The organism is Nonomuraea sp. NPDC005692 (assembly GCF_040631115.1).
In the GTDB taxonomy this organism is placed as follows: Bacteria; Actinomycetota; Actinomycetes; order Streptosporangiales; family Streptosporangiaceae; genus Nonomuraea.
Window position 1 is genome coordinate 1 of record NZ_JBEXYU010000009.1, and the last position, 23007, is coordinate 23007.

At 72.6% G+C, this 23007-nt stretch carries 19 protein-coding genes; 11 read left to right on the top strand and 8 right to left on the bottom strand.

From position 1 onward, the window contains the following. Positions 1-117: 117 nt before the first annotated feature. The 4 genes from ABZ459_RS20405 to ABZ459_RS20420 form a co-directional block, all read right to left on the bottom strand. Positions 118-4071 (bottom strand): metallophosphoesterase, encoded by a 3954-nt coding sequence (locus tag ABZ459_RS20405; RefSeq protein ID WP_357972114.1) that lies wholly within the window; start codon positions 4069-4071, stop codon positions 118-120. A gap of 230 nt (positions 4072-4301) precedes the next feature. Then, positions 4302-4454, bottom strand: coding sequence for a hypothetical protein (locus tag ABZ459_RS20410; protein ID WP_357972116.1), 153 nt, complete (start codon positions 4452-4454; stop codon positions 4302-4304). A 141-nt stretch (positions 4455-4595) separates the two neighbouring features. Next, complete coding sequence (locus tag ABZ459_RS20415) at positions 4596-5504, bottom strand: NADP-dependent oxidoreductase (protein WP_357972118.1); 909 nt, start codon at positions 5502-5504, stop codon at positions 4596-4598. A gap of 78 nt (positions 5505-5582) precedes the next feature. Beyond that, entirely contained in the window at positions 5583-6491 is a 909-nt protein-coding gene (locus ABZ459_RS20420; protein ID WP_357972120.1) for a hypothetical protein, read from the bottom strand. A 161-nt stretch (positions 6492-6652) separates the two neighbouring features. Here ABZ459_RS20420 and ABZ459_RS20425 point away from each other — a divergent pair, with 161 nt between their 5' ends. From ABZ459_RS20425 to ABZ459_RS20440, 4 genes are all read left to right on the top strand, one after another. Then, positions 6653-7207 carry a papain-like cysteine protease family protein gene (locus ABZ459_RS20425; RefSeq protein WP_357972122.1) on the top strand — a complete coding sequence of 185 codons (555 nt, stop codon included), beginning with the start codon at positions 6653-6655 and terminating at the stop codon, positions 7205-7207. A 14-nt stretch (positions 7208-7221) separates the two neighbouring features. Next, positions 7222-7938, top strand: coding sequence for a hypothetical protein (locus ABZ459_RS20430; RefSeq protein WP_357972124.1), 717 nt, complete (start codon positions 7222-7224; stop codon positions 7936-7938). A gap of 147 nt (positions 7939-8085) precedes the next feature. After that, entirely contained in the window at positions 8086-10746 is a 2661-nt protein-coding gene (locus tag ABZ459_RS20435; RefSeq protein WP_357972126.1) for a hypothetical protein, read from the top strand. A 16-nt stretch (positions 10747-10762) separates the two neighbouring features. Continuing rightward, a complete protein-coding gene (locus ABZ459_RS20440; protein ID WP_357972128.1) occupies positions 10763-11641 on the top strand; it encodes a hypothetical protein in 879 nt (292 codons plus the stop codon). A gap of 52 nt (positions 11642-11693) precedes the next feature. Here the strand turns inward: ABZ459_RS20440 and ABZ459_RS20445 are convergent, their stop codons facing one another. The 3 genes from ABZ459_RS20445 to ABZ459_RS20455 form a co-directional block, all read right to left on the bottom strand. Then, positions 11694-13457: a serine/threonine-protein kinase gene (locus ABZ459_RS20445; RefSeq protein WP_357972130.1), complete on the bottom strand. Its 1764-nt coding sequence runs from the start codon at positions 13455-13457 to the stop codon at positions 11694-11696. A gap of 151 nt (positions 13458-13608) precedes the next feature. Then, positions 13609-14034, bottom strand: coding sequence for a carboxymuconolactone decarboxylase family protein (locus ABZ459_RS20450; RefSeq protein ID WP_357972132.1), 426 nt, complete (start codon positions 14032-14034; stop codon positions 13609-13611). Positions 14035-14315: 281 nt separating this feature from the next. Next, on the bottom strand, positions 14316-14846 hold the full coding sequence (locus tag ABZ459_RS20455) for a GNAT family N-acetyltransferase (RefSeq protein ID WP_357972134.1): 531 nt from the start codon (positions 14844-14846) through the stop codon (positions 14316-14318). Between the two features lie 360 nt (positions 14847-15206). Here ABZ459_RS20455 and ABZ459_RS20460 point away from each other — a divergent pair, with 360 nt between their 5' ends. The 7 genes from ABZ459_RS20460 (at position 15207) to ABZ459_RS20490 (ending at position 21224) form a co-directional block, all read left to right on the top strand. Beyond that, positions 15207-15629 (top strand): hypothetical protein, encoded by a 423-nt coding sequence (locus ABZ459_RS20460; protein ID WP_357972136.1) that lies wholly within the window; start codon positions 15207-15209, stop codon positions 15627-15629. A 358-nt stretch (positions 15630-15987) separates the two neighbouring features. Beyond that, the gene (locus tag ABZ459_RS20465) at positions 15988-16356 is read left to right on the top strand and encodes a hypothetical protein (RefSeq protein WP_357972138.1); all 369 of its coding nucleotides are present in this window, start codon (positions 15988-15990) and stop codon (positions 16354-16356) included. A gap of 237 nt (positions 16357-16593) precedes the next feature. Beyond that, positions 16594-17400, top strand: a complete 807-nt coding sequence (locus ABZ459_RS20470) for a rod shape-determining protein (RefSeq protein ID WP_357972140.1) — start codon at positions 16594-16596, stop codon at positions 17398-17400. A gap of 32 nt (positions 17401-17432) precedes the next feature. After that, the gene (locus ABZ459_RS20475; protein WP_357972142.1) at positions 17433-17759 is read left to right on the top strand and encodes a TraR/DksA C4-type zinc finger protein; all 327 of its coding nucleotides are present in this window, start codon (positions 17433-17435) and stop codon (positions 17757-17759) included. 95 nt (positions 17760-17854) lie between these two features. Beyond that, positions 17855-18430, top strand: a complete 576-nt coding sequence (locus tag ABZ459_RS20480; RefSeq protein WP_357972144.1) for a TetR/AcrR family transcriptional regulator — start codon at positions 17855-17857, stop codon at positions 18428-18430. A 56-nt stretch (positions 18431-18486) separates the two neighbouring features. Beyond that, complete coding sequence (locus tag ABZ459_RS20485; RefSeq protein WP_357972146.1) at positions 18487-20379, top strand: alpha/beta fold hydrolase; 1893 nt, start codon at positions 18487-18489, stop codon at positions 20377-20379. Then, entirely contained in the window at positions 20376-21224 is an 849-nt protein-coding gene (locus tag ABZ459_RS20490) for a phosphotransferase (RefSeq protein WP_357972148.1), read from the top strand. Before ABZ459_RS20485 ends, ABZ459_RS20490 begins: the two co-directional genes overlap by 4 nt. Positions 21225-21243: 19 nt before the next feature. Here the strand turns inward: ABZ459_RS20490 and ABZ459_RS20495 are convergent, their stop codons facing one another. Then, on the bottom strand, positions 21244-22992 hold the full coding sequence (locus ABZ459_RS20495) for a SpoIIE family protein phosphatase (protein ID WP_357972150.1): 1749 nt from the start codon (positions 22990-22992) through the stop codon (positions 21244-21246). Between the last annotated feature and the right edge of the window lie 15 nt (positions 22993-23007).

Here is a 23007-nt window from a genome sequence, read left to right on the forward strand (position 1 = left end):
GCCCAGCCCCCCCCCCCCCGCCCACCCCCCCCCCCCCCCCCCCCCCCACCCCCCCCCCCCGCGGGCGGGGGCGCCCCCCCCCCCCCGGGCGCGGGCCCGGGGCGGCGAGGGGGCGGATCAGCGGGTGAACCAGCGGTACATGGGCGAGTCCTTGTCCCACTTGCCGGGACGGCCGTGCTCGTCCTTGGTGACGAAGACGCTGGGCTCGGAGGCGGTGACGCCGCCGCCCGCGGAACGGGCCGTGACGAACCAGGCGTAGGCCGTGTCGTCCTTGAGGTGCTTCCACGTCACCGAGGCGACCTGGCCCGAGGCGGCGGCGCTCCTGCCGATGATCTTCGTCGGCTTGTAGAGCGCCAGGGAGTCGGTCCTGAAGCTCGTCGTCCGCGTGGTGAGGTCGACGGGCAGGACCATGTTGTCCTCGCGCCCGTCGTAGCGGCGCAGCGGGTCGAACTCGCCGGCGCCGAAGTCGCCGAGCAGCGGGGAGTAGGTGTCCACGCTCAGCTCGGCCCGCTTGACGTCGAACTGCAGCAGCCGGAAGTAGCTGGCCCCGAACTGGAGCTGGTCCTCCGGCTGGTAGCCGCCGATCTCGGTGAGCCCGAGCCGGTCGGCCGAGACCGTGTAGAACTGGTAGTCGGCCAGCAGCTCGACCACGCCGTTGCCGACCTGGCCGACCTTCGGCTTCACGTTGGTGCCCACGCCGTGCTCGTGACCGGCCAGGATGAGGAAGACGTTCGGGTTCTTCTCGACCACCGTCTTGTAGAGCATCGAGCCGTCGGGGGCGGAGAAGGCGGCGCCGCGGCCGTCGGCGTTGCCGCTCGGCACGAGGTAGTCGTGCGAGAGCAGGATGCCGTTGCGGCCGGGGAACTTCTTGAAGACCGAGTCGGCCCACTCGGCCTCCTCCCTGGTCACGCCGTACGACAGGCCGACGACCACGAAGTCCAGGCCGCCCGCGGAGAACAGGTCGTAGTGGTTCTGGTTGTCGTCCTCCTTCCACGGGCCGCCGTACTTGGCGTGCCGCCAGCCCTGGGAGGCGTCCTGGTAGCGGGACGGGCCGTAGTACTTGTTGTAGATCGCCTCGGGGCCGTTCTCGGTGCCCGACTGGTTGTCGTGGTTGCCGGCGATGACGCCGTTCGGGATGTTCGCCTGGTCGAGCACGCGCTGCTGCTTCGACGACACCTCGAACTCGCCGACGACCTCGCGCTGCATGGCCTCGTCGGCGGGCTTGCGGATGTTGTTCTCGATGATGTCGCCGGTGTGGGCGACGTAGGAGATCTTGCGCTGGTCCTTGTTGGCGGTGATCCAGTTGACGATGCCGGCGTAGGCCGACTCCCACACCGCGCGCTCCTGCGCGGTCTCCTGCTCCACCGCGCCCTCGGAGATGTACTGGGTGTCGGTGAAGTGCACGATCGAGAAGTCGTACGTGGCGGGGTCGGCGAAGCCGTTCGGGTCGCCGGGGTCGATGTCGTCGGCGAACGGGTCCTCGCCGGTCACCATGACGTGCACCTGCTGCCGGTCCACGTACTCGGGGCCGACGACGGCGGTCAGGACGGTCCTGCCGTCGGCCCCGCCGCGGGCGCTGGTCAGCAGGTCCCACGCCTTGGCCTCGGTGTTCCAGGCCCGCAGCGAGGCCAGGCGCTCGGGGTCGACGACGCCCTCCCAGCGCAGCACGGGCGCGTCCACGTGGCCCTGCACCTTGACGTCGAACCGCTGGTAGACGAGGTCGCGGCCGGCGGGGGCGTCGAGCGTCCGGCCGTCGCCGGGTTCCAGCCCGTCGGCCCTGATCCGCTGCTCGCCCGGCACCTTCAGCGTCGTGGGCAGTGTCGTGGCCGTGCCCTGGTACGCCTGGTCCGGGGTGAGAATTCTGGCCTCGGAGAAGGTGGCCGTCACCTGGCCGCCGCCGGGCTCGCCGACCTTGGCCGACAGCGTGACGGGGTCGGTGACGTCGGCCGTCCCCGAGGCCGGGGTGAGCTCGGCGGGGGCGTCCGGGATGCCGGCCGACTCGAAGACGATCTCCCGGGCCGCGGTGTTGCCGAGCCCGTCGGCGCCGGTGACCGACAGCGTGTGCCGGCCCGCCTTCAGCCCGGGGCCGATCCGGGCGCCCAGCTCCACGGCCTGGCCGTCGAGCTTGACGTCCGGCCCGGACACGACGCCGGAGGCGTCTTCGAGTTTGACGTCCAGGACGACCGTCGCGGTGATCCTCTCGTCCGCGGCGGGGACGCTCCTCGCGACCTTCGGCGCGGAGTTGTCGGTGATCAGGACGCGGTCGGCGGTCTGGCCGGAGGTGGACCTGGCCGCCAGGGTGTGCCGGCCGTCCTTGATCGCGGTGGTGTCGAGGTCGGCGCGCAGGCCGCGAGCCGGGGCGTCCACCAGGAACTCCAGGTCGATCTCGGTCAGCGGGTTCGCCGTGTCGCCGCAGTTGCCGTCACCCATGCCGTAGGACGGCTTGATCATCTGACCGGCGGCGGTGCCCTGCGCCGGGGTGAGGACGATGTTCGAGATCGCGAAGTCGTCCCGGTTGGCGCCGCAGGACGTGGGGTACGTGCCGGCCACGAAGTCGATCGTGTTCCAGCCGGGCACGAGGTACTCGTTCGGGATCGGCAGGTCCACCCGGCGGCTCACGAAGTCGCCGTCGAGCACCACCTTCTGGCCGTTGACCAGCACGAAGTTCTGGTAGCGGGCCTCGATCGAGTTGCTGCCCACGGTGAAGCCGAGCATCGCCTGGCCCGCGCCGAGCGTCTCGGTGACGTGCACGGCGGGGGCGTCGATCGTGTAGCGCAGCTCGGCCTCGCGCGGGAGGGCCTGGTCGCTGCCGCAGTCGCCGTCGCCCAGCGCGTACGAGGGCTTGACGTCCTTCCCGGTCACCGTGGCGCCGTCGAGGGTCAGGGCGAGGCCGGCGATCGTGAAGTCGTCGCGGTTGACGCCGCAGGAGTCCTTGTAGTCGCCGGTGACGACCTTGATCGTGTTCTCGCCCGGCGTCAGGAACCTGGCCGGGACGGCCACGGTCACGCGCCGGCTCGCCCAGGTGCCGCCCAGGTCGATGCGCTTGCCGTTGACCAGCAGGAAGTCGTCGTACTTGTCGTCGATCGAGTCCGCGCCCACGTCGAAGGCGAGCATGGCGGCGCCGTTGCCGAGCGTGGCCCTGGTGACCGGCTTGCCGCCGTCCACGGTCAGCGACTCGACGCCGCCCGCGCCGGCCGCCGGGACGGTCGCGTACACCGTCTTGGTGCCGGCCACGAGGGTGCCGTCGGTGGGCAGCAGCCGCGGCGCGCCGGCCGGGGCGTTGTTCACCGTCACGGTGTTCCGGACGGTCGCGCCCGCCGCGGTGGCGGCGCTGAGTACGTGCTCGCCGTTGGCCAGCCCGGTGGTGTCCAGGTCGGCGGCGAGGCCGGTCGTGCCGCGCGGGTCGGACTGGGTGAAGAACTTGAGGGTGGCGCGCTTGAGCAGCGTGGTGTTGCTGCCGCAGTTGCCGTCGCCGAAGTTGAGCGTGTAGGGGTTGTCCTCGCCGTCGGCCACCTCGCCGAGCAGTTGGAGGCCCACGTCCGAGAGCACGAAGTCGTCGTAGTTCTGCCCGCAGGACGACTGGATCGTGCCGACCACGATCTCGACCGTGTTCTCGCCCTTGACCAGGTGTTCGTTCGGGATCTCGATGGTGGCCCGCTGGTTGGCGAAGTTGCCGATCTCGGCCTTGTACGCGCCATTGACCTGCACGTAGCTGTGGTACTGCGCCTCGGTGGAGTTCGAGCCGACGTCGAAGGCCAGCTTGGAGACGCCCACCGTCGCGGTGGCGGTGACGGGGGTGCCGTCGATGTCGAGCTTCGTGACGCTGTCACCGGCCGTGACCGGGACGGCGGCGACCTTCGCGGTGCCCTCGAGGTAGGAGCCGGTGGCGGGGGTGAGCGCGGGCGGGGCGGGGGTGCTCGTCGGGGTGGGGGTCGGCCGGCCGCGGCCCTGCTCCACCGGGTCGGCGTACGCCGCCGTCACGAGGCCGCCCACCAGCACCGCCGCGAGCGCGGTGGTGACGGCGAGCCGTCCCCTGCTCCTCGAACCGCCTGATAACTGTCGTGCTGCCATCGGCTGCATCGGGTCCTTCCATGACGTTCACGGGCAGCCGATGAGGCGGCGTGCCCTTCGAGCGGACACGTTGGAGCGCACGGGTGAACGTTGTGCATGGAGAGACTGAAGGGGCGGGGAACTGTCTCCTCATTCTGGTCATCTGCCCACAGACGGGAACAACCCCGACAAGAGAGACGGCGTGACCCGCGGCCCGCGGGCCGGGTGTCACGCCGTCGTACCGCTCAGGCTCAGCTCTGGTGCCCCGGGAGGTTCTTGTTCTCCTGGGACTTGTTGCCGGAGGACTTCTTGTCGGCGCCGGTGCGGCTCTGGGTCGAGGAGCTCCGGCTCTTGTCCTTGTCCTTGTCGCCCGTCTTCGTCTTGCGGGCCTTGCTCTGCGGCATGACGGTTCCTTCCTTCGGTACGCGGAGTCAGCGGGTCGCTTGGCTCCGTAACTGCGCGTGCCCGTGGCCCGGACGGTCATACGGCAGGCCGGTCAAGGTTTCCTCAATAGGCCGAAATATCCATACATTTGCCGCCGGTCGTCAGATCTCGATCACCACCTTCCCCGGCACGCTGCCGCGCTTGTCGCGGAACGCCCGCCCGGTCTCGGCCAGCGGATACACCGCGCCGACGTGGGCGCGCAGCAGCCCCGCCCCGGCCCGCGCGGCGAGCTCGGCGAGCTGGCCGCGGTCGGGCTCGACGATGAAGAACACCGCCCGCCCGGCCTTGGGCACGACCGGCGGCGGCGCGGTGATCGAGACCAGCGCGCCCCCCGGCCTGACCTTCGCCGCCGAGCGGGCGAGCAGGTCGCCGCCGATCGTGTCGAAGATCAGATCCACCGGCTCGACCGCCTCCTCGAACGACTGCCGCTCCAGGTCGACGAACTCGTGCGCCCCCAGCTCCACCGCCAGGCCCGCGACGCGCCCCCGTCCGGTGGCGATGACGTGCGCGCCGGCCCGGCGGGCGAGCTGGACGGCGAGCGTGCCCGTGCCACCGCCCGCGCCGTGCACGACGACCGTCCGGCCCGCCGCCAGGCCGCCGTGCGTGAACAGGCCCTGCCAGGCGGTCAGCCCGGCGAGGGGCAGCGCGGCCGCCTCGGTGAAGGTGACGTTGGCGGGGATCGGGGCCAGGTTGCGCGCCTCGACCGCGACGTACTCCGCCGCGCCGCCGTCGCGGTGCCAGTCGGTCAGGCCGAAGACGCGGTCGCCCACCGACAGGCCGGTGGTGCCGTAGGCGACCTCGGACACCACGCCGGCCACCTCGTGCGCGGGGACGGACGGCGCGCGCTCCCGCCCGGCCCGGTCGGTCCAGGTGCCCGGCCACTCCAGCTCGTCAGGGACGAAACCGGCCGCGTGCACACGCACCACCACGTCGCCGGTGGCCGGGCGCGGCACCGGCACGTCCTCCAGGGCCAGGTCACCGCCGGGCCGGTGAACGCGTATCGCTCTCATGGTCATCGCCTCTCCGTTCATCGTCATTGTCGGCGACAGGACGGGACAGCGACCCGGAGTGTGACAGCGACGCGCCGGTCAGGGCCAGGACCACCGGATGCCGACCAGGCCCGGCTGGAGGGCGGCGGCCATCAGGTGGACGGCGTGCTGGGCGTTCAGCGTCAGCTCGGAGGCGGTCAGCTCGCCGCCGCCCGGACCGCGGCGGGCGAAGCGGTGGATGCGCACCGGCAGCTCGACCGGGTCGAAGGCGACGCGCAGCACGTACTGGCCGGCCGGGAAGCGGAAGCCGCGCTCGTAGAAGCAGGACTCGGCGCCGCTGAGGTCGGCGATCTCGTACCGCAGCACGTGGGTGTCGCCGACCCGCAGCGACCGGTCGAACAGCAGCTCGGCGACCACAGTGGCGGTCTCGCCGTCCCTGGTGACGCGGCCGACGCGGCAGTCCTCCAGGGCGGCGACGGTGACCCGGTCCACGTCGCAGCCGACGTCGCCGCGGTAGATCATGATGTAGCGGTCGGCGCCCTCCTCGTGGGCCTGCACCACCTGCGTGGTCTCGCGGGCGGTGAGGCTGCGGTCGGGGCCGATGCGCAGCGACTCGTACATCACGGCGATGTGCAGGCGGCGGTCGTCGGCCACCGCGTCCAGCTCGTCCAGCATGGCCGAGACCACCTGGGCGGGCCGGAACAGGGTCGAGTACGCCACCCCGGGCGCGCGGCCGCGCGGCTTCGGCGGCCCGAGCAGCCCGATCAGCGAGCGCGGCGGCAGGTCGAGGATCTCCTCCAGGGCTCCCACGGCCCGCAGCGACTCCTCGCGCTCCGGCCGGCGCAGGCCCTGCTGCCAGTAGCTCAGCGTGCTCACCCCGACGTGGAGGCCGCGCTGCGCCAGCCGGTGGCGCAGCCGTTCGAGGGTCAACCCCCGCGCTCCGACCGCGGCTCGCAGGGCGACGTGAAAGGGGCCGGCGCGCAGCGCGGCCTGGAGCTCATCCGCCACGTTGTGAATGTTCACAGATTTCCACAGATTCGTCATCACTTCATGAACGTCATGAAATGTCACCTTCCACAGTGATCTGTCAGGGAAATCCGCTCCCCCTTGTACGGCCATCTCCGCAGGTCGAACATCCTTCGCAGCACCCCCCAGCAGAAGGAGCGCCTATGTTCCGCCTGGCCGTGGCCCTCGCCCTAGCGGCGGCCACCTGGATCGCGAGCAGCCCCCCGGCCGAGGCCGCGACCTGGTACAAGCTGAACTTCACCCAGCAGTCGCAGCAATACTCCAACTGGTGCTGGGCCGCGACGGGCAACTCCGTCGCCGCCTACTACGGGTACTCCTACAGCCAGAACCAGTTCTGCAACCTGGCCTTCAACCGCGGCGTCAACACCAGCTGCCCGAACAACCAGGCCACCCTCGGCAACGACCAGACCGCCTTCCGCCAGATCGGCATCAACCCCGGCGTGTACGTCTACGACTACCTGACCTACGCCGCCATCGTCAGGGAGATCGACGCCGACCGCCCGATCATGGCCCGCATCCAGTGGACCAGCGGCGGCGGCCACATGGAGGTCATCTACGGCTACGACAAGACCTCGTCGTACGTGTACTGGAGCAACCCGTGGCCGTCCAGCACCCGCTACAACTGGTCCACCTACAACTACTACGTCTCGAACTCCTCGTTCTTCTGGACCCACTCGCTCGACTACATCGGCGCGTGAAGGAGGCCATCGACATGAAGCTCATCGCAGCGGTCGCGGCCCTGACCGCGCTGTTCCTGTGGGTCCCGAGCCCCGCGCTGGCCGACCCCGGCGCGCCCACCCAGGCCGACGTCGACGCCGCCAGGGCCGCCGCCGCGGGCGCCGGCGACACGGTCGGCCGCTTCTTCGCCGGCCAGGGCAGGCAGACCAGCCTGGCGCCGGTGGCCGCGCGGGTCGACGGCCCCACGGTCGCCGTCAACGACCTCAACCCGGACTTCGTGGCCGGACGGTCGGCGGAGATCGCCCGCTTCGCCTTCCTCGCCACCGGCGCCACCGCGCCGGACGGGCAGACCGCCTCCGTCTGGACCACCCGCGACCGCCGCGGAACGTGGGTGGTCAGCAACATCGCCAGCGGCGGCGACGAACAGCGGTACGCGGGCCAGACCGGCACCGTGTTCCGCGAGCCGCAGCTCAACGCCTGGTACGCCCTGCGCGACGGCACGGTCGTGCCGCTCAACGACGAGGCTGCGCAGTCGGTGGGCCGGGCGGGCGTCCCCGTGGCCGACTACCGGCGGCTGGCGCACCAGCGCTACGCCGCCAAGCTCCCCGGCAGCGCCTATGCCAGGGACGGCTACGCGGGCGGCTACGGCGTCCCCGGCCCGGGGAGCACCCCCTTGCCCTGGGTCGTGGGCGCCGTGGTCCTGCTCGGCGCGGCGATCACCATTCGCCTGCTGCGCGGGCGCCGCACCTGACAAGATCCGGTGCACGGCCCGCGCCTCCGACGGCCATCTCGGCGGAGGCGCGGGCCGCCTTTTTCTGAGTAGCCCCTACTCATGCCCTCCCCCGCCCCTCGCCCTCACCATGGCGGCACAGCTGCTCATCCACGAGGGGGGACGACCATGGCAGACATCCACAGCGCGGCGGCCGCGGGGCCGCCGTCCCCGCCGGCCGCGCCGGTGCTGGACAACTCGGCGCGGGAGGTGCTGAAGGGCACGCTCGTTCCGCTGCGGGTGCCCACCGCGCACGACGACGCACATGACGGCGCGGGCGGCGGCATCGTCAAGCTGGGGGCGGTCCGGCAGCTCGCGCTGGCCCCCGGCGACACCGACGCGGTCCGTGACCGCCTCCGGGCCGAGAACGCCCCTGGAGGCGTCTCCGGCGAGGCGTTCGACCTGCTCAGGAGCTTCGAGGAGCAGCCCGTCGCGGCGCTGCGCCCCGATCCCGCCGCGCTGGCGCGGGTGCCGGCCGCCGAGCTGGCGCTGTTCGCCGGGACGCTCGTCGAGCTGCGCGCCGAGCGCCTGCGCGAGGCGGAGAGCACCGGCGCCCGGGAGGCGGCCGGCCGGGCCGCGCAGGCGCTCAACACCGCCGCGGTGGCCCTGCGCGGCCTGGCGGTCAACACCGCCGCGCCGCCCATCGGCATGCTCAACCTGGAACGCATCGAGATGGTGCCGATCGGGATCCAGCGCGGCGAGCTCGTCTCGACCATCCCGCTCGCGCCCGGCGAGGTGACCGCGGTCACGCACAAGGAGTGGTCGGTCACCTCGAAGGAGTTCACCACCATCGTCACCGACTCGCTGGAGGAGGTCAGCGAGACGGGCGTGACCGACAACACCGACCTGTCGCAGTCGACGTCGTCGCAGAGCCAGCACTCGAACCAGTTCAACATCACCGGCACGGTCCAGGGCGGCATCCCGATCATCTCCGGTTCGAGCACCACCGGGTTCACCGCGCAGGGCTCGGAGTCGGCCTCGGCCGCCGAGAGCATCAAGCACGCCCGCGCCACCACGCAGAAGGCGTCCTCGCGCTCCCGCCGCGAGCACAAGGTGACCATCTCCACCACCACCGTGACGGGGTCGGAGGAGACCTCGACCCGGGTGCTGAAGAACACCGGCAACGACCCCGTCCGGATCGACTACTTCAGCCTCATGCGCAAGTGGCGGGTCAGGCTCTACCGGTACGGGCTGCGCCTGACGTACGACATCGCGGTCCCCGAGCCGGGGGCGTCGATGCGGCGGGCGTACGCGGAGCTCGAGCTGCTGCGCTCGCAGCAGGGCCCCTTCGAGTTCCCGGTCAGGCACGGCGACATCACCACGGAGCTGGTCGACCAGGACGGTCACCCGTCCCCGACCGGCGTCCCGAAGTACCAGTGGCTGGCCGACCGGCACGGCGTGACCGTCCGGCCGCATCCCGAGGCGCCGACGCCGCTGACCGTCAGCTCGCACGTCAACACCGACGGGAACTGGTGGTTCCTGGACCTGGAGTTCGACGTGCCGGGCGGCACGCACATCCGGGAGATCATGCTGGACGCGCAGGTCGGCAAGGACGACTCCGACGACAAGATGAACTTCGACGTCATCGGGGCCCGTTCGGAGCCGACGTGGCGCAACCTGTCGGACGCGCTCATCATCCGCGACCACCGGATCATGTCCTTCGACGGCGCCACGCCCTACATGCGCGGTTTCACCGGCCGCCACAAGATCACGTTCTTCTTCCACCACTCCGAGCGGGTGTTCGTCGGGCTCGGCGTGCGGCTCGACCTCACGGACGAGGCCGTCGAGCAGTGGCGCACCGACGTCTGGAACACCCTCTACAACGCCGCCCAGACCAGGTACTTCGCCGAGCAGGAGGACATCGCCGCGCGCATCGCGGCCATCGAGGACAAGCTGGCCAACGTCGACACCCTGACGCTGCGGCGGGAGGAGAGCGACGAGATCATGAAGTGCGTCCTGCGGTTCATCCTCGGCAGCGACTTCGACTTCATGCCCGCCGACGTCCTGGCCGCCTTCCTGGCCGCGCACGTGGACCTCCAGCACGGCATCGGCTTCGACGGGCCGAGCCTCGGGCTCAGCGCCGAGCAGTGGACGCTGCTGCGGCGGCACGAGGACCTGGTGCGTTTCATCAACCAGGCGATCGAGTGGGAGAACGTGGTGACGTTCCTCTACTCCTACTTCTGGGACGTCCCGCCGAGCTGGCCGTTCATCCGGCAGTTGCGGCACCCGGACCCGACCAGGCAGGCGTTCCTGCGGGCCGGCAGCGCGCGGATCGTCCTCACCGTGCGCAAGGGCTGGGAGGAGGAGTGGATGCGCTTCGCCGAGGGGGGCGCGGTCGGCGCGCCGATCCCGGCGCCGTACCTGACGATCGCGCAGGAGATCGCGGCCTACGACGACCGCAACTATCCCGGCATCCCGCCCGCCAACCCCGAACGGGCGGCCGCCCGGCTCCAGGACGCCGCCTTCACCACGTCCTCCTCGGACCTCGCGCCGAGCCCGAACCCGGTGAACATCAAGGTCGGCAACAGCTCGGCGTTCGTCGTCGGGCTGCCGGTCGTGCTGGACGCCGAGGACGACCGCCGCGTCCAGGAGGCCCAGCTCGTCGTCGCCATCCCGGACGCCACCCACCTCACGGTCGAGCGCCTGAGCTTCGCCCACCGCGGCACGCAGGCTCCCGTGCCGATCCTGCAACCGGGTGAGAAGGGGGCGCTCATCGCCGAGTGGCACGAGTACACGCCGTCGTCCGGCACCGACATCGCGCTCACGTCCAACCTCGCGACGATCTCGTAGGGCGGCGGACGGCCCGATGACGTACTTCTGCTTCCAGAGAAGCCAGAACGACCGGGTCTCCCGGATCTCCCTCACCGTCGGCGAGGAGACCCAGCCGATGATGTGGAAGGGCGAGAAGCCCGACGACAACGTGCACGCCGTGCTCTTCCACCACACCTCCGGGCTGGTGTTCCTGGAGGAGACCCGGGCCTCCTACGACCCGCAGGGCTCCTACCGGGTGTTCGCGCTGACCGGCAGGACGCCCGGATCGGGCCGGTTCGAGGCCATCGAAGTGCCCCGGACGGGCGCCCTGCGCACGCTCGGCCGGTTCGACCTCGACGTCCGCGACGCCACCGACGACCAGGCCGACCTGGTCTACACCGGCAAGTTCCTGTACTGGCGCAAGTCCATGCCGGCCTCCCTCCAGGGCTCGGGCACACTGCTGTACGCGGCCACGTCCGGCCTGGTGGGACACCAGATCGGCACCATGCAGAACAGCAAGGACCACGGCCCGCTGCCGGAGGGCCTGTACACGTTCTTCACCCACGTCGATCCCCGGCAGAACTCCGTCGAGGCGGCGAACCAGCGGGGCGACAAGGCCGTCTCCAACCCCGGGGAGGGCATCCAGTTCCTGCCCGTGGGCGGCAACGGCCCGGTCTTCCCCGACTGGGGCACCTTCCGCGTCCGGCTCACCCCGACCCAGGGGAACATGTACGGGCGCGGCGGCTTCTACCTGCACAACTCGCACAAGGGGTACAGCCACGGCTGCGTCGAGGTCGGGACGAACGCCGACGGCCTCGACTTCTTCTCGGGCCTGCTGGCCTACGCCGGCAGCCAGCAACGCAAGGCCAAGCTCGTGCTGCGCGTCCGGTACTCCTACCCCGAGCAGGGCACCCTGGGCAGGACCCTGCGCTGACCCCTCGGCCCGCACCGTCGCGGAACACCGCGGCGGTGGCGGCGGCGCGGGGTCACCAGCGGCAACGCGCGCGGGCGGCGGAGACCGTCACCTCGTGGGTGTCGTCGGCCCCGACGGGCTGGTTGCCGACCAGGACGGTGAGCCGGCCCGCGGCGGGCATCCGCCAGGTGCCGATCGGGGCCCAGCGCCCCCGGTGGGCGCGCTGGTCCACGGTCACCGGCGGGCCGAGGTGCGGCGGGTCGGTGTCGTTGTCGTCCAGGTAGTAGAAGGCCAGGCCGGTCGAGCGGGGGTCGTCGGGGATGTGCACGTCGATCGTGCAGCGCGCGCCGCCGCGGGTGTCGAAGTACCAGTTGACCGCCTGGTTGAAGTGGGCCGGCTCGTTCCCGACGCGCAGCGCCAGCGCCGTGCCCACGCAGCCGTCGCCCTTCCACCCGCCGGTGACGGGACGCCAGGCGGGGTCGGCGTAGAACCACTCCGCGGCGCACCGGGGGCCGTGCACGGCCTGCCACCGGACTGGGCCTGTGGGGGTGGGGCCGGGCGGCGGCTGGGTGACCACCACGGTGTTGGGATCCAGCATGGTTCCCGGATCTGACACGGTTCCGGGATCGTCCGCCGCCGTCGCCCGGACCGTCGCCGGGCCGCCCGTCGTGGCGGTGGTGGTGGGCGCGGGGGTGGGGCCCGTCGTGGGCGTGGCGAGCCGGGGGAACAGGACGGCGGCCGTCGCGCCCAGGGCCAGCAGGACGGCTCCCGCCGCCAGCGCCCGCCCCGGCCAAGGCGTCCTCGCGGGGCGCGTCGTCCCGGCGGTGCCGTCCTCGGCGGTGCCGTCCCCGCTGGGGCCGTCCCTGCTGGAGTCGTCGCCGCTGGAGTCGTCCTCGGCGGGGTCGTCCTTGCTCGGGTCGTCCTTGCTCGGGTCGTCCTTGCTCGGGTCGTCCTTGCTCGGGTCGTCCTCGGTGGGGCCGGTTTCGCCGATGAGCGCCTGGTACTCCGCGTCCGAGGGCCAGGAGTGCGGGTCCGTGGCGCTTCCGGCGAGTGCCGCCGCCCGCTCGGACGTGATCCGCTCCGCCGGGTCGCGTGCGGCGCACGAGCGGATCAGCTCGGCGAGCGCGGGCTCGACGCCGTCCACGTCGATGTCGGCGTTCAGACTGCTGTAGAGCACCGCCATCGGCTCGCCGCGCCCGAACGGCGGACGGCCGGTGGCGGCGTAGGCGATCGTGCCGGCCAGCGCGAAGACGTCCGCCGCCGCCGTGACCGGCTCCTGACGTACGGCCTCGGGAGCGATGTAGCCGGGGGTGCCGACGATCTCTCCCGACGTCGTGATCGTGCTCTGTCCGGGGGCCCGCGCGATGCCGAAGTCGATCAGCCGCGGGCCCTGCGGCGACAGGATGACGTTGTGCGGCTTGAGGTCGCGGTGCTGCACGCCGTGCCGGTGCACGTCGGCCAGGGCGGCGGCCAGCCCGGCGAGCAGCCGCCGGCACAGCCCCGCCGGCAACGGCCCCCGCTCGGCGACCGCCCGCAACAGCGTCGGCCCCCGCACGTACGCCGTCGCCAGCCAGTACGGCGGCGCCGTCACCCGTGCGTCCACCAGCGGCGCCACGTACGGGCTGCGCAGGCCGCGCAGGGTGGCCGCCTCGCGGCGGAAACGTTCCATGGCCTCGGCATCGGCCGGGTCGTGCTTGATGACCTTGATGGCCACCAGGCCCAGTCGGCGGCTCCTGGCCAGGTACACCACGCCCATGCCGCCCGCGCCGAGGCGCCCGAGCAGCCGATGGCCGCCGATCTCAGGTGGGTCCGTCGCCTGTAACGCCTGCACGCTCATCCCAGTCGATCATGACAGACCAGGCGCTCGGGAGGCAGCCCCCTGTCACGTCCGACTCCAACCGGATCCGAAGCCGGGCCGGATCGGGCCTGAGCCCGGGCGCGGGGGGATCCGGCCGGATCGGGCTGGATCGAGCGGGCGGGGCCCGGGGTCAGGCCGTGCCGTCCGGCACGGGGAGCAGGCCGCGTTCGGCGAACACCTTCTTGGCGGCGAACGTCGCGTTGAGCGCGCGTGGCATGCCGCAGTAGACGGCCGAGTGCAACAGGGACTCAATGATCTCATCGGGCGTCAGGCCGACGTTCAGGGCGGCGTTGACGTGCACGTCGAGTTGAGGTTCGCAGCCGCCGAGCGCGGTGAGCGCGCCCAGGGTCACCAACTGGCGGTCGCGGGGAGCCAGGCCGGGGCGGTCGTAGATCTCGCCGAAGGCCCAGGCGACCACCTGGTGGGCCATTTCGGGCGAGACGTCGGCAAGGGCGTCCACGACCCGCTGCCCGGCCTCGCCGTCGATCTTCCGAAGCACCTCCAGACCGTGCTCGTAGCGCTGTTCACGGCTGGTTCCTTCTGCAATGTTCGTCATGCCCGGAACCGTAGAACTTCGAGCGCACTCAAACGCAAATTGCCCTCGCAGCGACGGCGAGGGCCACGGCAGATGCGACGCCGGGAACGCGGGCGCCCAGCGCAGCGGGCTACCCGGCGAGCGCGGTGGGGCGCAGTACGGTGGGGTGGTTGGGGGGGTTATGTTGTCAGTTTGGGGGGTTTGGTTGCTTTTCTCGGGGTGTGATGTCCGAGTTATTCAATGTCGGTGTGGTTTGGGTCTGGATATTCACACTAGTCCAGGGATTGTGTGAAACTTCGTGGTTATTCGGGGTTGAGGAATACCACAATTCCGTCGTTCTCGCCCGCCCGTCGCCAGCCCAGACGCTCGTACAGGCGAATGGCGTCGGGGGCGTTCACGGAGGTCAGCAGCCAGCTCCGGCTTTCGCCGCACAGAAGGTCCAGAATGCGCCCCGCCAGACCTCGGCCGCGGGCGCGCGGAGCGACCGCCAGCTCGTCCACCTGGAGCGCGCCGGCCAGTATCCGGGACACCCCGTCCGGGCCGAGCGCCGCGAGCACCTTGCCGTAGCTGCGGGTGTGCGGCAGCGGGGTCGCCGTCGGCCAGGCCGTCCCGAACCCGCACGGACGCGCGCCCTCGACGGCCAGCACCACGCGGAACCCGGGCCGGGCCGCATCGGCGGCGAACCGGACGCCGAACTCGGCGACCTCACCCTCCCCCTCGTTCCACGGCGGCCCGGTGAACACCTCGCGATAGAGATCGATCAGCTCCGCCCGGCGCGCGAGCGCCTGCTCGCCGGTCAACAGTTCCAGCCGCACGTCCGTACGTTCCGTCATGCTTTACCTCACTGTCTAGTCGTAGTACGACAGTGACGATAGCGGACGTCCGGCCAAACCGGCACCCCCGCGCCCGCGACGCCGGACGCCCGGAGCGCATGTTCCCGGCAGCGCCGCATTTTCGGGGCGACAGTGCTAGGGAATGATCGAGTCACAGTAAAGCGACACCACCACTCCTTGTCGCAATAAACCTGGACAAGTCGGCTGTAAGGGCCTGGTAAATCTGGTCAAGCTTTAGCAGCTCATGCCTGTCTTGTCAGAACTCCGAACTCAATGCGCGGGTAAGACTGCTCATGCCGGAGACCGACGGCAGTCGAGAAGTCCCGCGGCGGTTCTGGAAACTTCTGAACGGAAAGCGCGATGAAATCAATGATGAAGAAGCCGGCGGCCGTGCTCGCCACGAGCGCGTGCCTGCTGCTGGGTGGCGGCCAGATGCCGGCAGCCCAGGCCAGCACGGCCGGCACGGCGTCGTATCAGAGCCCAGCCGATGAGAAGCCGGTCCTCCGGGGCGGCTGCGGCTGGCGTCACTGCGGTCCTCGCTGGTGGGGCCCGCGTTGGGGCGGCTGGTGGGGCGGCGGTCACCACCACGACCACGACCACGACCACCACCACCGTGTAGGCCCGCGTGGTCCCCAGGGCCCGCGTGGCCCGCAGGGTCCCCCGGCCGTCCACAAGCCGGACCACCACGACCACGACCACGACGACCACGACGACCGTGGCCACGACGACCACAACGAGGACGACGACTGGGGCGAGTGGGGCGAGAACTTCGACGGGTTCTAAATAGCCCTGGGCGAGGTTCCCGCTGACACAGCAACACGCTGAACGGCGGGGTTCCCGGCGACATGCGCACACCGGCCGTCCGGACGAAGACCGGCTCCCGGTCCGGTGACCGGCCACGCGCCCATGTCCCGGCGAACCCCGCCCTGCAGCCCCCGGCCCCGTACGCCCCCGCCTCTGCGCACCCCCGCCGCTGCATGCCCCGCCCCGCACGCCTCCCCGGCAGTTTCCTGCCCCCACCAGCACCGGAAGCCCCTCCCGAGGCCCCCGCCCCCGCGACTCCCCGTCGACCGCGCCGTACCGCCGGACGGGAAAACGGACGGTAATGCCTTTTCTCACCGGCTGGGCTATGGTCGGCCTTATGACGGGACCGTGCAGAGCGCCACGAGGCCCCATCGCGCTGTGCTGCGTGGTGGGCCTGGTCCTGCTGTCCCTGCTGGTCGCCGGCCCTTCCTACGCCGACGACCAGACTGCCCCGCGCCCCCTGTCCGCCGGTCACGAATGGACCCCGGACAAGGGCGGCGACCGGATGCCGAGCCTGCCGCCCCAGGCGTCCAGCGGCCGTGAGCACCACGTGCTGTCGTTGTGGCCGCCGCTGCGCGGCGCCCGGCATGCCGAGGCCGCCCACCTCCCGCTGCTCCCGGCGCCCGGTTCCGACGCGGCCGCGATCCGCGACCCGCAGCAGGTCGGGCACCGCACCGCGGGCTCGCGCAGCCCGCCGCTGATCTAGCTCCCTCCCTCTTCACGAGTCGCCGCCTCCCGGCCCGCCCAGCGCGCCGCGGGGCCGGTCGTCGCGCCCGGCCTTTCGCACCGCCGGGGCCACGCGTTGCCCGGCCGCCCGCGGGTTCCCGCGCGTCCCGTACGGCCGGAGGTCGCCGTCGTGGCGTCCCCGCGTGCGGGATGCGCCCTTTTCTCTCGTCTTTCGCGTACGAGTCCTCCGCGTCAGAGCAAGGAGCCGATCATCGTCATGTCCGACGCCGGATCAGTCCACGAACACTCACCGCGAACATCCGCGGTGCACCGCGCCCACGTGGTGCTCGACCTGGGCACCTCACGCACCCGTTCGCTGTCCCTGGACGGGTTCGCCATCGCCGACCGTCCCTCGGCGGTCGTCGTCCCGTCGCCGGAGAGCGCGGCCGGGATCCCGGTCCGTCCGATCCGCCGGGGCATGGTCGTCGACCCGGGCGCCTGCCTGCGGCTCGTGCATCTCGTGCTGCAGGACGCCTGGCTGGCCGGCGGCCGGCCGCTGGAGCACGTGATGGCCGCGGTGCCCAAGGCCGCGACGGGCAGCGACCGCCAGGCGGTGCGCGCGGCCGTCGCCGAGGCGGCCGGCTGCCAGGTGACGCTGGTCGAGGCGCCGCTGGCGGCCGCCGCCGGCGCCGGTCTGGACGTCGCGGGGCCGGGGCCGTACCTGCTGCTGGACGTGGGGGCGGGCATCGTCGAGGCCGTCGTCGTCAGCGGCGGCGCGGTCAGCGACGCGGCGGCGCTCCAGCTCAGCGCCACGACCAGCACGGGACTGCTGCCGGACGCGCTGGACGGCGTCGTGGAGATGACCGCCGCCCTGCTGCGCCGCCAGCCGGCCCACCTCCGCCCGGCCGTCCGGGACAACGGCCTGACCGTCACGGGCGGGGGCGCGCTCCAGACGCGACTGCTGGACCGCCTGCACACCGCCCTTCGCACGCGGATCAACGCCGCGGCGGAGCCGCAGCACGCCACCGTCCGCGGCCTGCTGCGCCTGTGCCTGCGCCCCGCGGCACCCGTCATCGCACTCTGAACCCCCGCAAACCGCGCGGAAAGGAAATCACCATGACCGACCACCTCAGCACCGTGCAGCTCCAGTCCCTGCGCCAGGACATCGACGAGCAGCTGGAGCGGCGCAGCCGCCACCTGCTCGGTCTGCAGGCCGCGGCCCAGGACGGCAACGGCGCGGACGACACCTGGCAGGAGCTGCTGGCCTCCCTCGCCACCGCCGACCGGGCCATCGCCGAGCTCACCCAGGCCCGCGACCGGCTGACGGCCGGCTCGTACGGCCGCTGCTCGCACTGCGAGGCTGGCATCCCGTTCGAACGGCTCAAGATCCGGCCGCTGGCCCGGTTCTGCATCAACTGCCAGCGCCGGTACGAAGCCGCCTGAGCCCGGGACCGGCCGCCCCGCGCGACGTCGGGCGGCCGGTCCACCGCCGGCGGCCGGATGGACAGGAATATGCAGACCGGTCTAGTGTGTCCCGCATGGCGGTCAAGGGGGACGAGACACGGGCGCGCATCATCGCCGCGGCCCGGACGCTGGTGGAGGCCCAGGGCAGCCACGGCACCGGCCTCAACGAGGTGCTGGCCGTGGCCGGCGCGCCGCGCGGGTCGCTCTACCACCACTTCCCCGGCGGCAAGGACCAGCTGGTGGGCGAGGCGCTCGCCGCCGCCGGACGGGAGGTCGACGCCATGATCGACGACCTGGCCGGCGCGCTGCCCAGGGCCCGCGACCTCGTGCCGGCCGTCCTCGACGCGCTGGCCGACAGGATGGTGGCGGCCGGGTACGCCAAGGGCTGCCCGGTGGCGACCGTGGCCCTGGAGATCGCCTCCTCCAACGAGCAGCTGCAGCGCGTCTGCGCCGGCATCTACGAAGGCTGGCAGCGCAGGCTGGCCGACGCCCTGCGCGCCGACGGGCACGCCGCGGCCGACGACGCGGCCGACGACCTGGCGGCGACCGTGCTCGCGCTGATCGAGGGCGCGCTGGTGCTGGCCCGCGCGAGCCGTTCCCGGCTGCCGGTCGAACGGGTCCGCCGCCAGGTCGTCAGGCTGCTGGCCTGAGCCGGCGGTTTTTCCTGCCCACAGAATATGCAGATCGGTCTAGAGAGGGATTGGACATGGAAGACGCGGTGGTGTTCGGTGCGACCGGCTTCATCGGCAGATGGACGGTCCTGCACCTGCTGGAACAGGGCCGTGCCGTGACGGCCGTCGTCCGCCACGCGGACGACGGGCCGGCCCGCTGGCTGCGTGAGCGCGGCGTGCCCGCCACACGGCTCACGGTCGTCGAGGGCGACGTCACGGCCGGGCCCGGCCTGGGACTGGGCGCTGCCGGCGAAGCGGCGGGCGTGCGGGACGTGTTCAACGCCGCCGGCGTCTACCGCTTCGGCATGGGACGCGAGGAGGCCAGGGCGGTCAACGTCGAAGGCGCGCTCAACGTGCTGAACTGGGCCGCCGCCCGTCCCGGGTTGCGCCGGCTGGTGCACGTGTCGGGCTACCGCGTCGGCCTGGATCCGCGGCCGCGCCATCCGCTCCCGGAGGCCGAGCTGGCGGCCCTGTACCGGGACAAAGGGGCGTACGAGGGTTCCAAGACCGAGGGGGACGCCGCCGTACGGGTCGCCGCGGCGCGGCTCGGTGTGCCGCTGACCGTGGTGAACCCGAGCAGCGTCATCGGCCATTCGCTGACCGGTGAGGCCGGCCAGTACCTCGGACTGGCCTCGCTGGTCCGTGACCTGTGGGCGGGCCGGCTGCCCGCGCTGCCGGGCGGCGCCCGCACGTTCGTCCCGGTGGTGACGGTGGACCATTTCGCCCGGTTCATGGCCGCCGTGCCCGAGCACGACCCCGAGCCCGGCGGCCTGCACTGGCTGCTCGATCCCGCCACGCCCGACCTGCCCGACCTGATCCGGCTGCTCGCGGAGCACCTCGGCGTACGCGCGCCGCGCATGCGCGTGCCGGTGGGCGTGATCCGCCGCCTGCCGTCCGCGCTGACCGGCGCCCAGCCCGAGACGCTGGGCTTCCTGACCGAGGACCGGTACGACACGGGCTCGGCCGACCGGGTCGCCGGGTCCGCGGGGCTCCGCCGGCCACCCGTGGGGGACGCGTTGCGCCGCTGGGCCGACCGGCTGGTCGCCGACCGGTTCGGGGACGCTCCGGCCGCACGTCCCGGTGGTTTCCACAGCGTGGCGGGGTCGCGTACGTACGTGGCGGGTGAGCGTACGGCGCCGCGGCTGGTCCTGCTGCACGGGCTTCCGCTCGACGGCGACTCCTGGCACGGCGTGCTCGACGAACTGGACAGCACCCCTCCCCCGGCCCGTCCCGGAACCGGTTCGCACCGGTTTCCTGCGCTTGTCGCCGATCTGCCGGGGCTGGGGCGTTCCTCATCCGCCGGGGGCGCGGCGTCGGACTGGCTGGCCGAGTTGCTGGGGCCCGTGCGCACCCGTCCGGTGATCGTCGCGCACTCGGCCGCCGCCGCGCCGGCGCTGCGGTACGCCGCCGCACATCCCGGCCGGATCGCCGCCCTCATCCTGCTGTCCCCGTATTTCCTCCAGCGCCGGCCGTCCGCTCTCACCCTGCTCCTCGCGGCCCCTCTCCTCGGGAGGATGGGCCCCGACCGGCTCACGGCCGCCCTCCTCGGCCCGGCGTCCCCGTCCGAGGAGGCGCGGCGGGCGGTCGCCAGCGCCGCGGCCGGGCTCCGCCGTCCCGGGGTCGCCCGGCGCACCGCCCGCGTGCTGCGCGCCGCGCAGCGCCCCGCCGAACGCGCCGCCCTCCGCACACTGCTCGGCGGCCCCGTCCCCGTGCACCTCGTGGCCGGCGAGCTGGACCCGCTGACCCCCGACGCCGCCCCCGCCACGGTCATCCCGGGAGCCGGGCACCACCCGCACCTCACCCACCCGGCCGCCGTCGCGGAGATCGTGCGGCAGGTCCTTCTCAAGCACGCCGTGGACGATTGCCCTCCGCCGCCCATGCCTGAGATCATGACCGGCCCACTTCCTCGCCACCCCAGGGAACCATGAGCTCCGTCACCTACACCGAGCCCACCGATCCCCAGCCCGAGATCCCACTCGCCGGCGGCGACGTCACCGAAGGCGTCGTACGCGTCGGCGACACCGTACGCCGTCCCGTCGGGCCCAACTCCCCGCTGGTCCACGCCCTGCTGGGGCACCTGGAGGAGGCCGGGTTCGCGGGCGCGCCGCGTTTCCTCGGCATCGACGCCGCCGGCCGCGAGGTGCTGACCTTCGTCCCCGGTGAGGTCGCCGGACGGCCGCGGCCCGCGTGGCTGGCCGACGAGGAGCGGCTGGCCTCCGTGGGCCGGCTGATCCGGGCCTACCACGAGGCAGTGGCGGGGTTCGTCCCGCCCGACGGCGTTCGGGCGGACTTCGGGTTCACCGAGCCGCCGGGCATGCCGCCCGCGCCGCCGTACCCGCCGGAGCTGGTGGGGCACCTGGACTACACGCCGGACAACATCGTGTTCCGCGACGGCGTGGCGGCCGGGCTGATCGACTTCGACATCGCCAGGCCGGCCACCCGGGTGGAGGAGCTGATGAGCGCGATGTTGTACTGGGCGCCGCTGGCCGACCCGGCCGACGCCGACCCGCCCCTGCGCGGGCTGGACGTGCCGCGCCGCTGCCGGCTGCTCGCCGACGCGTACGGGATGTCCGGCGTCGACCGGTCGCGCCTGGTCGAGGTGGCCGTGCTGCGTACCCGGCGGTCGTGGTTCTCGATGCGGCAGATCGCCGAGGAACGCGGCGGCGGCTGGGCCCGGATGTGGGAGGAGGGCGTCGGCGACCTGATCAAGCGGCGCGAGGCGTGGCTGGAGCGCCACGGCCCGGCGATCGAGGCCGCGCTCACCGCCCCGTGACCGCTCGGAGGCGTCCGCCCTACTGGCCGGGCGGCGGCAGCCGCAGGGCGAGCAGCGCGATGTCATCGGTACGCGGCGACGGCGCGAGCGCGAGCACCTGCTCGCAGAAGTCCTGGAGCGGACGCCGGGCCAGCGTCGCGGCGTGCCGGCGCAGCCGGGCGAGGCTGGTGTCCAGGTTGACGCCGGGCACCTCGACCAGCCCGTCGGTGTAGAGCAGCAGCGTGCTGCCCGGCGGCAGCGGCGCCAGGGCGTCGTGGCGGGTCACGTCGTCGAGATGCACGCCCAGCAGCAGCGACTGGCCCTCCTCCAGGTAGCGGGCCTGCCCGTGCGCGGTGACCAGCAGCGGCGGCAGGTGGCCGGCGCTGGTCCAGCGCAGGATCCGCGTGTCCGGATCGCCCTCCGGCTGGGGCGGTTCGATCCGGGCCAGGATGGCCGAGGCCGTGGGGGCGTCGCTGGCGACGGCCATGACCTTGTTGAGCCGGTCGAGGATCAGGCTGGGCGACTCCTTGTGGTCGCAGGCCAGGGCGCGCAGCATGTTGCGGAGCTGGGCCATCTGCCCGGCGGCCTCCAGGTCGTGGCCGGCGACGTCGCCGATGGCCAGCGCGGTGACGCCGTCGGGGAGCACGAACGCGTCGTACCAGTCGCCGCCCACCTGGGAGCCGGCCGGGGCCGCCAGGTAGCGGGCGGCGAGCTGCAGGTGATCGACCTGGGGCAGCGCGGTCAGCAGGTGGCGCTGCATGGTGTCGACGATGTCGCGCTGCTGGCCGAACAGGCAGGCGTTGTCGGCGGCCAGGGCCGCGGTGCGGGCGATGTCGGCCACCAGCTCCACGTCGGCCTCGGTGTACGGCCGCGCCGGGTCGGTGCGCGCCACCGTCAGAGCGCCCAGCACGCGGCGCGGCGTACGCAGCGGCGCCACGATCGCCGACGAGCCGCCCAGCACGTTGAACAGGGAGTCGTGCGCGGCGGCCAGCGGCCCGTCGGGCGGCGCGGCGATCTGCTCGGGCCCCAGCAGCAGCGCCTGCTCCCCGCGCAGCACCCGGACCAGCGCCGACCGCGAGGGGCCCTTCGGCAACGACGGCAGCTCGGCGAACCACGAGGGGTCCACCGGCGCGGCCCCGGCGCAGGCCATGGCCAGTCGGCGCAGCTCGCGCGGCCCGAGGAACATGTCCACCGCCGCCCAGTCGGCCAGGCGCGGCACCAGCAGGCGGCCGAGCCGCGTCATCGCCTCGCGCACGTCCAGCGTCTGGGTGAGGACAGTGCTGATCTCGGTCAACAGGCGGAACTGCTCGGTCAGCTTCTGGGCGCGGACGAGCTCTTCGGCCTGCCGGCCGGCCGCGTCAAGGCGTTCGACGACGTCGATGAAGATCACGACGACGCCGGCCGGCTCGCCGTCGTGGTGGATGGGCGAGGCCAGCCAGGCGACCGGGAGCAGCCGGCCGCCGGCGGTGGCGAAGGTGGCGAACTCGCTGCGTACGGGCCGGTCCTGCCGGCACACCGTGACCAGCTCGCAGGCGGAGCGGGGCGGGAGGCTGCCGTCGAGGCGGCGGTGCAGCGTCTGGTGCGCGTCGGCGCCGCGCAGCTCGTCGGCGGGAAAGCCGAGCAGGGCGACCGCCCCGGGGTTGACCCACGTGATGCGGCCGGCGAGATCGGTGAGGTAGATGCCCATGCCCGTGCCGTCGAAGGCCGCCCGCAGCAGCCACTCCGCGGGCTGGGCGCCGGAACCGGAGCCGTCCGGCCGGTGTCCGGCGTCACCCCGATCAGCCATCATCACACTACGTTATCG